1 protein-coding gene is annotated in these 1,720 nt (G+C 69.6%); it reads left to right on the top strand.

The genetic code is table 11. The annotated features are described in order from the left end of the window. Positions 1-1,720 (top strand): polyketide synthase dehydratase domain-containing protein (locus ACWD0F_RS52060; protein WP_449890580.1); only part of this gene is annotated, 1,720 nt, incomplete at both ends.

Below are 1,720 nucleotides of genomic sequence, written 5' to 3'. Positions count from 1 at the left end.
AGACCAGCACACCTATCTGATCAACGCCCTCGCCCAAGCCCACAACCACGGCGTCACAGTCGACTGGACCACCATCCACACCGGACACACCGTCCCACTCCCCACCTACCCCTTCCAACGCCAGACCTACTGGCTGCACCCCAACCCCCACACCGACATCACCTCAACCGGACTCACCACAAGCCAACACCCACTACTCACCGCGCTCATCGAGCCGGCCGGAACCGCCGACCTCATCCTGGCCGGACGGATTTCGAGGGCCACCCATCCGTGGCTGGCCGATCACTCCGTCCTGGGCACGACGCTGCTAGCCGGGACCGCGTTCCTCGACATGGCTCTGCACGCCGCCGAACTCGCCGGCTGCGACCTGGTCGACGAACTCACCCTCGAAACTCCGCTGGCGCTTCCGGACACCGGAGCAGTGCAGATCCAGGTCTCCGTGAACGCTCCGGACGACGCTGGGCATCGCGCCATCGCCGTCCACTCCCGTACCGGCGACACGGCATCGGAAACCGTCTGGGTCAGGCACGCAGCCGGTTCACTCGCCTCCGTTGCCCCGGTGGAGACGGCGTCCTTCGCGCCGTGGCCGGGGGATGTGGAGCCGATCGACGTCAGCGACGTGTACGACAGGCTCGCCGAGCACGGGTACCGCTACGGACCGGCATTCCAAGGACTCCAGGCCGTCTCGCGGCACGGAGAGGACCTTTATGTCGAGGTGAGCGTTCAGGACGGCACCACGTCCGCTGCCGATCACCTGATCCACCCCGCCCTGCTCGACGCGGTTCTGCACAGCCTTGCTCTGCGCGGGCGAGAGCAGCTCGCCCTTCCGTTCGCGTGGCGTGGGGTCCGGTTGCACACCCGTGGCGCGGCGGCGTTGCGTGCGCGGATCTCCTCCGGCGCACCGGACTCGTTCACCATGGAGCTCACCGACGCCGAGGGGACACCCGTCGCCTCTGTCGAGTCCTTGCTGACCCGTCCGGTCACAGCGGACCTGCTGGCCGCCGTACGGAACCCGGTGCGAGACGCGCTGTTCCAGCTTCGCTGGCAGCCGGTCGCCGCGCCGGCCGTGACCGGGAGTCCGGCGGTGCACGACCGGATCGCCGACTTCGGGCCTCAGCCCATCGGCGATGTGGTGGACGCCGCACACGCCTCGGTCGCCGAGGCGCTGGCTCAGCTTCGGAGCCGGCTCACCGATGACCAGGCCGCCCCCGGCAGGCTGGTCATCGTCACTCATCAGGCCGTCGCGGTCGGCGACGGCCACGGACAAGGCGACGGCGACGGCGACGGCGTCAACCTTGCGCACGCGGCGGTATGGGGGCTCGTTCGCTCAGCTCAGAACGAGCATCCGGGCCGGTTCGTGCTCGTCGACGTCGACGAGCAGGGGTCTGCGCTCCTTGAGACGGCACTCGCGACCGGTGAGCCACAGGTGGCCATCCGCGACGGCCAGGTCCTCATCCCTCAGCTCGTATCCGTCTCCGACGTACCGGCACGGCCGCTCGGCCTCGCCCCGGACGGGACCGTGTTGATCACGGGCGGCACCGGCGCCCTCGGCGCTCTCCTGGCCCGCCACCTCGTCACCACCTACGGCGTCCAGCACCTGCTACTCACCAGCCGACGCGGACCCGACGCCCCCGGCGCCCCCGAACTCGCCCGCGAACTCACCAACCTCGGCGCCACCATCACCATCACCGCCGCCGACATCGCCGACCCCCAACAACTC

It is taken from the genome of Nonomuraea sp. NPDC002799 (genome assembly GCF_053592075.1).
The sequence above is the reverse complement of the archived record's forward strand: the minus strand, read 5'-3'. Positions and strand labels throughout refer to the sequence as shown.